Origin of the sequence: Streptomyces sp. WAC05292 (assembly GCF_003949955.1) — a bacterium.
Lineage (GTDB): Bacteria > Actinomycetota > Actinomycetes > Streptomycetales > Streptomycetaceae > Streptomyces > Streptomyces globosus.
Genome location: NZ_RPSE01000308.1, coordinates 1 through 7,790 on the forward strand (window position 1 = coordinate 1; position 7,790 = coordinate 7,790).

A 7,790-nucleotide genomic window follows, 5' to 3' on the forward strand; every position below is an offset into this window, starting at 1 on the left:
GCCTGCGGGGCCATCGCCTGGAAGATCGGCCCGCGCCGCCGCCTGCTGCTCGGGTACGCCGGCCTGACCGCGGCCGCGTCGGTGCTGTGGACCGCGGACTCCGCGATCCTGCTCGGCGGACTCGGCCCGAACGGCAGCGGCATCGGCTCGAACTCCTGGGTCGTCGCCGGCAAGTACACGACCACCGGCAAGCCGCTGCTCGCCAACGACCCGCACCTCTCCCCGCAGCTGCCGTCCGTCTGGTACCAGATGGGCCTGCACTGCCGCTCCGTCTCGGCGAAGTGCCAGTACGACGTCTCCGGCTACACCTTCTCCGGCATGCCGGGCGTGGTGATCGGCCACAACAAGGACATCGCCTGGGGCATGACGAACCTGGGCGCCGACGTCACCGACCTCTACCTGGAGCAGGTCAAGCCCGAGGGCTACGTCTACGACAACAAGGTCGTCCCCTTCGAGACCCGCGAGGAGGAGATCAGGATCGCGGGCGAGAAGAGCAAGAAGATCACCGTCCGCACCACCAACAACGGACCGCTGATCTCCGACCGCAGCGACGAGCTCGACACCGTCGGCGCCCGCGCCCCCGTCACCGGATCCGCCCCCGACCGCGGCAACGGCTACGCCGTCGCCCTGCGCTGGACCGCGCTGGACCCGGGCAAGTCGATGGACGCCGTCTTCAAGCTCAACCGGGCCACGGACTTCGCGTCCTTCCGCGAGGCCGCCCGCGACTTCGAGGTGCCCTCCCAGAACCTCATCTACGCCGACAGCAAGGGCCGCGAGGGCAACATCGGCTACCAGGCCCCGGGCCGCATCCCGATCCGCGGCGGCCACGACGGCCGCACCCCCGCCCCCGGCTGGGACTCCAAGTACGCCTGGAAGGGCGGCAAGGACGGCAGCGGGGGCTACATCCCGCAGGACGAGATGCCCTACGACTTCAACCCGGCCCGCGGCTACATCGTCACCGCCAACCAGGCCGTCACCGAGAGCGGCACCGGCGCCGGCAAGTACCCGCACGCCCTGACGTCCGACTGGGGCTACGGCGCCCGCAGCCAGCGGATCAACGACCTCATCGAGGCGAAGACCAAGGACAACGGCAAGATCTCCACCGACGACATGCGGGCCATGCAGATGGACAACGGCAGCGAGATCGCCGCGCTGCTGACCCCGATGCTGTCGAAGATCGAGATCAACGACCCGGACGTGCGCTCCGCGCAGAAGCTCCTGGACGGCTGGAACTACACGCAGGAGCCGGACTCGGCGGCCGCGGCCTACTTCAACGCCGTCTGGCGCAACATCCTCAAGCTGGCCTTCGCCGACAAGATGCCGAAGGAGCTCCGCATCGAGGGCAGCTGCCTGAACGTCCACGACACCAGCAGCGGCCCCGCCGACGACCTCGCCGAGGTGGTCCGCGAGTGCGGCACCCGCGACGCCGACTCGGCGCAGCCCGACGGCGGCGACCGCTGGTTCGAGGTGGTCCGCCGCCTCGTCAAGGACGAGAAGTCGACCTGGTGGCACTCCCCGGCCGTCCGCAACAAGCCCGCGGCGACCACCCGCGACCAGCTCTTCGCCCGCGCCATGGCCGACGCCCGCTGGGAGCTGACCGCCAAGCTCGGCAAGGACCAGTCCACCTGGAGCTGGGGCCGCCTGCACCAGCTGACCCTGAAGAACCAGACGATCGGCACCGAGGGCCCCGGTTTCATGCAGTGGCTCCTCAACCGCGGTCCCTGGAACCTCGGCGGCGGCGAGGCCACGGTCAACGCGACCGGCTGGAACGCCTCCGGCGGGTACGGGGTCACCTGGGTCCCGTCGATGCGCATGGTCGTGAACCTCCACGACCTGGACAAGTCCCGCTGGATCAACCTCACCGGCGCCTCGGGCCACGCCTACCACGGCAACTACACCGACCAGACGACCCTCTGGGCCAAGGGCGACCTGCTCGACTGGCCCTTCGGCAAGGAGGCCGTGGACCGGGCGACCGTGGAGACCCTCACGCTGAAGCCGTGAACCTGACCACCCCCGAGGGGGTGGCCACCGCCTGGACGGGGTGGTCGTGCGGTTCCTCCGGGACCCACGCGACCACCTCGTCGTCGTAGAGGAGCACCACCAGCGCCGGATCCGCCCCCGCCCGCTCCAGCCGCGCCAGCACCCGGTCGTACGAGCCCCCGCCGCGCCCGAGGCGCATGCCGCGGCGGTCCACCGCGAGGCCCGGCAGGAGCACCGCGTCGGCGCCGGTGACGGCCTCCGGGCCGAGCCGCGGGCCCACCGGCTCCAGCAGCGCCATGAACCCCGGCCGGACGCTCTCGGCGAGGGAGCCCGGGCCCTCGTACACCGCCCAGTCCAGGTCGTTGTCGGGCAGCAGGACGGGCAGCAGCACCCGCTTCCCCGCCGCGCGCAGCGCGTCGAGGAGGTCCCGGGTGCCCGGCTCGCTGCCGATCGAGACGTACGCCGCCACGGTGCGGGCACCGGCCAGCTCGGGGAGACCGAGGGCGGAGCGGGACAGCGCGCGCGCCGAGCCGGCCAGGGCCTCGGCGGGCAGGGCGCGGCGGGCGGCCAGGAGGCTGCGGCGCAGCAGCGCCTTTTCGGACGGGTTCGACGCGTTCGGCGGGTTCTTTACCACGGCGGTCTCAGTTATCCCTTCAAATCGGTCCAGACCATGACGTATTTGCCGGAATCCAAGCTGGGGCCACGGCATCACCCACTATGGTTCTGCCCATGACTCAGTTGCACCCCGTGATCAAAAAGGCAGTCATCCCTGCCGCGGGCCTCGGCACCCGCTTCCTTCCGGCGACGAAGGCGACGCCCAAGGAAATGCTCCCGGTCGTGGACAAGCCGGCCATCCAGTACGTCGTCGAAGAGGCCGTCTCGGCCGGCCTGGATGACGTGCTCATGATCACAGGACGTAACAAGCGGGCCCTCGAAGACCACTTCGACCGCAACTACGAGCTGGAGTCCGCCCTCACCGCCAAGGGCGACGACGACCGCCTCAAGAAGGTGCAGGAGTCCAGCGACCTGGCGACGATGCACTACGTCCGCCAGGGCGACCCCCGCGGCCTCGGCCACGCCGTCCTGTGCGCCGAGCCGCACGTCGGCGACGAGCCCTTCGCCGTCCTCCTCGGCGACGACCTGATCGACCCCCGCGACCCGCTGCTGCGCCAGATGACCGAGGTCCACGCGCGCACCGGCGGCACCGTCGTCGCCCTCATGGAGGTCGACCCGGCCAGCGTGCACCTGTACGGCTGCGCGGCCGTCGAGCCGACCGGCGAGGCGGACGTCGTCCGCGTCACCGGCCTCGTCGAGAAGCCGGACCCGGCCGAGGCGCCCAGCAACTACGCCGTCATCGGACGCTATGTCCTCAATCCCGCGATCTTCGACATACTGCGGGAGACCGAGCCGGGCCGCGGCGGGGAGATCCAGCTCACCGACGGCCTGCAGAAGCTGGCCGCCGACGAGACCGTCGGCGGCCCGGTGCACGGCGTGGTCTTCCGGGGCCGCCGCTACGACACCGGGGACCGCGGCGACTACCTGCGGGCCATCGTCCGCCTCGCGTGCGAGCGCGAGGACCTGGGCCCCGAGTTCCGCACCTGGCTTCACCGTTACGTCACGGAGGAGATGTAGCACCTTGAGCAGCCCTGACGCGTCGCAGCAGGACGCCGGCAGCAGCCGGCTGTGGTCGGTGGACGAGCACCTCGCTGACATCCTCGCGGCCGTCCGGCCGCTGGAGCCGATCGAGCTCCAACTGCTCGACGCACAGGGCTGCGTCCTCGTCGAGGACGTCACCGTGCCCGTCGCGCTCCCGCCCTTCGACAACAGTTCGATGGACGGGTACGCGGTCCGCACCGCCGACGTGCAGGGCGCCAGCGAGGAGTTCCCCGCGGTGCTCACCGTCATCGGGGACGTCGCGGCCGGCAGCGGCGAACCGCCCGCCGTCGGCCCCGGCCAGGCCGCCCGGATCATGACCGGGGCCCCGCTGCCGCCCGGCGCGGAGGCCGTCGTCCCCGTCGAGTGGACCGACGGCGGTGCGGGCGGCGGGGCGGCCGCCGGGATGGCCCCGGCGAGCGCCGCCCCGCACGGCGCGGGCGGCGAGGTGCGGGTGCACCGGCCGGCGCAGGCGCGGGCGCACGTCCGGGCGCGCGGCAGCGACGTCCGGGCCGGCGACCTCGCCCTGGCCGCGGGCACCGTCCTCGGGCCGCCGCAGATCGCCCTGCTGGCCGCCATCGGGCGGGGCACCGTACGGGTGCGGCCGCGGCCCCGCGTGGTCGTCATGTCCACCGGCAGCGAACTCGTCCAGCCGGGCGAGGCGCTGACCTCCGGGGCGATCTACGACTCCAACAGCTTCGCGCTGGCCGCCGCCGCCCGGGACGCCGGCGCCATCGCCTACCGCGTCGGGGCCGTCGCCGACGACGCCGAGACCCTGAAGGCGGCCATCGAGGACCAGCTGGTCCGCGCCGACCTCCTGGTCACCACCGGAGGGGTCAGCGTCGGCGCGTACGACGTCGTCAAGGAGGCGCTGTCCTCGGCCGGCGCGGCCGACGGCGGGCCGGACGCCGGGCGGATGGAGTTCCGGAAGATCGCCATGCAGCCGGGCAAGCCGCAGGGCTTCGGCACGATCGGCCCCGACCACACCCCGCTGCTGGCCCTCCCCGGCAACCCCGTGTCCTCGTACGTCTCCTTCGAGCTGTTCGTGCGGCCCGCCATCCGCACCCTGATGGGCGTCCCCGACGTCAGCCGGCCCGTGGTGCGGGCACGGCTGGAGGCCGACGAGGCCCTCACCTCCCCGGCCGGGCGCCGCCAGTTCCTGCGCGGCGCCCACCACCCCGAGGCCGGCACCGTCAGCCCGGTCGGCGGCTCCGGCTCGCACCTGGTCGCCGCGCTGGCGCACGCCGACGCGCTGATGGTCGTCCCCGAGGACGTCACCTCCGTGGAGCCGGGCGCCGAGCTCGACGTGGTCCTGCTCGGCTGACGCCCGAGGGCCCCGCACCCCCGCCCCGGGGCGGCCGCGCGGCGGCGGGTGCGGGTAGCGTGTTGCACCACACAGGCCCCCTCGGGGCCCGGGAGCGGGAGCGGCACGGACCCATGAACACGCAGGACAGGCTGACGCACATCGACGAGGCCGGAGCGGCCCGGATGGTGGACGTCTCGGAGAAGGACGTCACCGCGCGGACGGCGCGCGCCAGCGGGCGCGTGCTCGTCTCCCCGCAGGTGGTCGGGCTGCTGCGCGGGGAGGGCGTCCCGAAGGGCGACGCCCTCGCCACCGCGCGCATCGCCGGGATCATGGGCGCGAAGAAGACGCCCGACCTGATCCCGCTGTGCCACCCGCTGGCCGTCTCGGGCGTGAAGGTCGAGCTGTCCGTCGCCGACGACGCCGTGGAGATCCTCGCGACGGTGAAGACGGCGGACCGGACGGGCGTGGAGATGGAGGCGCTGACGGCCGTCGCGGTCGCCGGGCTGACCGTCGTCGACATGGTCAAGGCGGTCGACAAGGGCGCCGTCATCACCGACGTCCGGGTCGAGGAGAAGACGGGCGGCAAGTCGGGCGACTGGAGGCGCGCGTGAACGCCCCGCGCGGCGGCGACGCGTACGGCCACAGCCACGGCGGGGGCGCCGGCGCGGACTCGGTGCCGGCCCCGCCCGCCCCGCCCGCCGCGTCGGCCGCGGCCCCGCGCGGGCTCGTCGTGACGGCCTCCAACCGGGCCTCCGCCGGGGTGTACGCCGACAAGGGCGGGCCGCTCCTGGCCGAGGGGCTGCAGAAGCTCGGCTTCGCCGTCGACGGCCCGCGCGTCGTGCCCGACGGGGACCCCGTCGAGCAGGCGCTGCGCGAGGGCGTCGCCGCCGGGTACGACGTCATCCTCACCACCGGCGGCACCGGCATCTCCCCCACCGACCGCACGCCGGACGCCACCGCCCGCGTACTGGACTACGAGGTGCCGGGCATCCCCCAGGCGATCCGCGCCGAGGGCCTGGCGAAGGTGCCGACGGCGGCCCTCTCACGCGGCCTGGCGGGCGTGGCCGGCCGCACCCTGATCGTGAACCTGCCGGGTTCGACGGGCGGCGTGCGCGACGGCCTCGCCGTCCTCGCCCGCATCCTGCCGCACGCCGTGGACCAGCTCCGCGGCGGCGACCACCCCCGGCCGGCGGGGCCGACGGGGAGCCCGAGCTGAACGGCCCCACCTGGCCGGTGGTGCTGGCCGACGGCGGCGTCGCGCTGCGGCCCATACGGCAGCGCGACCACGGCGCCTGGCGCGAGGTCAACCGGCGCAACCGCGAATGGCTGCGGCCCTGGGAGGCGACGATCCCGCCGCCCGCGCCGTGGGGGCCGGTCGTCGAGCGGCCCACGTACCGGCAGATGGTCCGCCACCTGCGGGCCGAGGCCAACGCCGGGCGGATGCTGCCGTTCGTCGTCGAGTACGAGGGCCGGCTCGTCGGGCAGCTGACGGTCGCCGGGATCACCTGGGGCTCCATGTGCGCCGGCCACGTCGGCTACTGGGTGGACCGCGACGTCGCCGGGCGGGGAGTCATGCCCACGGCGGTCGCGCTGGCCGTGGACCACTGCTTCCGCAGGGTCGGCCTGCACCGCATCGAGGTGTGCATCCGCCCCGAGAACGGGCCGAGCCGGCGCGTGGTCGAGAAGCTCGGCTTCCGGGAGGAGGGACTGCGGCCCCGCTACCTCCACATCGACGGCGCATGGCGCGACCACCTGGTGTACGCGCTCACGGCGGAGGAGATCCCGGAGGGCCTCCTGACCCGCTGGCACCGCACGCGGGGGCAGCGGAACGGGACGGGGAGCGGGACGGGAACGGGAGCGGGCCCGGCCGGGTCATAAAGCGGGCCGCGGCGGACCGACTCGGAATCCGAATATCTGTTCGAATTATTCCGACTCCGGATCCGGTTCACCCATATCCTGATCCGAAGAGTCACAAAAAAAGTCGGTGATATCAGCCAGTTCGTGCGACACACCGGTCCAATTGGCGGATCCGCCCGCCCGCGTCCCTCTACCGTGTGGGGTGTGAGCAGCAGCGGCCTCATCTACGCAGTCATCGTGGGGGCCTGGGCCGCCTACTTGGTGCCCATGTGGCTCCGGAGGCAGGACGAGCTGAACGAGGCCCGTCCGACGGAACGCTTCTCCACTGCCATTCGGCTGCTTTCCGGCCGGGCGGGAATGGAGCGCCGTTACGCCAAGGGGCTGCGTGAACGCGGTGCCCAGGAGGCGGAGCCCCAGTACCACGCGGATCCGGACGCCGCGACGGAAACGGTGAATTCCGTGGACGCCGACGCCCGGTCCGTCGGCGTGCCCCCGACCAGGACCGAGCCGCGGTCGGCCGTGGCCGAGCGGCACCGGCGCGAACAGCGCCTCCAGGTGCTCGCCCGCCGCCGCCGCACCACCGCGCTGCTCTTCCTCGTCTTCACCCTCGGCGCGATCGTCGCCGCCGTCGGCGGCGTCGCCTACCTCTGGGCGCCGGCCGGGCCGGCGATCCTGCTCAGCGCGTACATCGCGTACCTGCGCGCCCAGGAGCGCCGGCGCTACGAGTTCACGATGGACCGGCGGCGCGCCGAAGCCGCGGCCCGGCACCTGCGCGAGAGCCGCCAGCGCCGCCGCGAGCCCGAGGAGCCCCCCGGCGCCGACCCCGAACCCGCACCGCCCGTCTCCCCGCAGGAGGCGGGCCGCCGCGCGCTCGTCGAGCAGACCGACCACGCCGAGTGGGTGGACCAGCAGCGCGAGCGGGAGCGCGGCCCCGCCCGCGGCGAGAGCTGGGAGCCCGTCCCCGTGCCACTGCCGACGTACGTGACCGCCCCCG

At 73.6% G+C, this 7,790-nt stretch carries 8 protein-coding genes; 7 read left to right on the forward strand and 1 reads right to left on the reverse strand.

Annotation, left to right across the window (positions count from 1 at the left end):
* The coding region (locus EF903_RS24855) for a penicillin acylase family protein (RefSeq protein ID WP_148142567.1) at positions 1-2,001 on the forward strand (2,001 nt) is incomplete at its 5' end.
* On the opposite strand, the gene EF903_RS24860 is transcribed toward EF903_RS24855, so the two are convergent.
* Positions 1,985-2,614: a 5-formyltetrahydrofolate cyclo-ligase gene (locus tag EF903_RS24860; RefSeq protein WP_260615876.1), complete on the reverse strand. Its 630-nt coding sequence runs from the start codon at positions 2,612-2,614 to the stop codon at positions 1,985-1,987. The two genes, EF903_RS24855 and EF903_RS24860, sit on opposite strands and share 17 nt — an antisense overlap.
* A 95-nt stretch (positions 2,615-2,709) precedes the next feature.
* Between EF903_RS24860 and galU the strand changes: the two genes are divergently transcribed.
* The 6 genes from galU to EF903_RS24890 form a co-directional block, all read left to right on the forward strand.
* Entirely contained in the window at positions 2,710-3,612 is a 903-nt protein-coding gene (gene galU, locus EF903_RS24865) for a UTP--glucose-1-phosphate uridylyltransferase GalU (protein ID WP_125546741.1), read from the forward strand.
* 4 nt (positions 3,613-3,616) lie between these two features.
* Positions 3,617-4,957: a gephyrin-like molybdotransferase Glp gene (gene glp, locus EF903_RS24870; protein ID WP_125546743.1), complete on the forward strand. Its 1,341-nt coding sequence runs from the start codon at positions 3,617-3,619 to the stop codon at positions 4,955-4,957.
* Between the two features lie 113 nt (positions 4,958-5,070).
* Positions 5,071-5,550, forward strand: coding sequence for a cyclic pyranopterin monophosphate synthase MoaC (gene moaC / locus EF903_RS24875; protein ID WP_125546745.1), 480 nt, complete (start codon positions 5,071-5,073; stop codon positions 5,548-5,550).
* On the forward strand, positions 5,547-6,155 hold the full coding sequence (locus tag EF903_RS24880) for a MogA/MoaB family molybdenum cofactor biosynthesis protein (RefSeq protein ID WP_185902803.1): 609 nt from the start codon (positions 5,547-5,549) through the stop codon (positions 6,153-6,155). The genes moaC and EF903_RS24880 overlap by 4 nt, the downstream gene beginning before the upstream one ends.
* Before the next feature lie 17 nt (positions 6,156-6,172).
* Positions 6,173-6,817 carry a GNAT family N-acetyltransferase gene (locus EF903_RS24885; RefSeq protein WP_185902804.1) on the forward strand — a complete coding sequence of 215 codons (645 nt, stop codon included), beginning with the start codon at positions 6,173-6,175 and terminating at the stop codon, positions 6,815-6,817.
* 183 nt (positions 6,818-7,000) lie between these two features.
* Positions 7,001-7,790, forward strand: a 790-nt coding sequence (locus tag EF903_RS24890) for a hypothetical protein (protein WP_125546749.1), incomplete at its 3' end; no start/stop codon positions are given.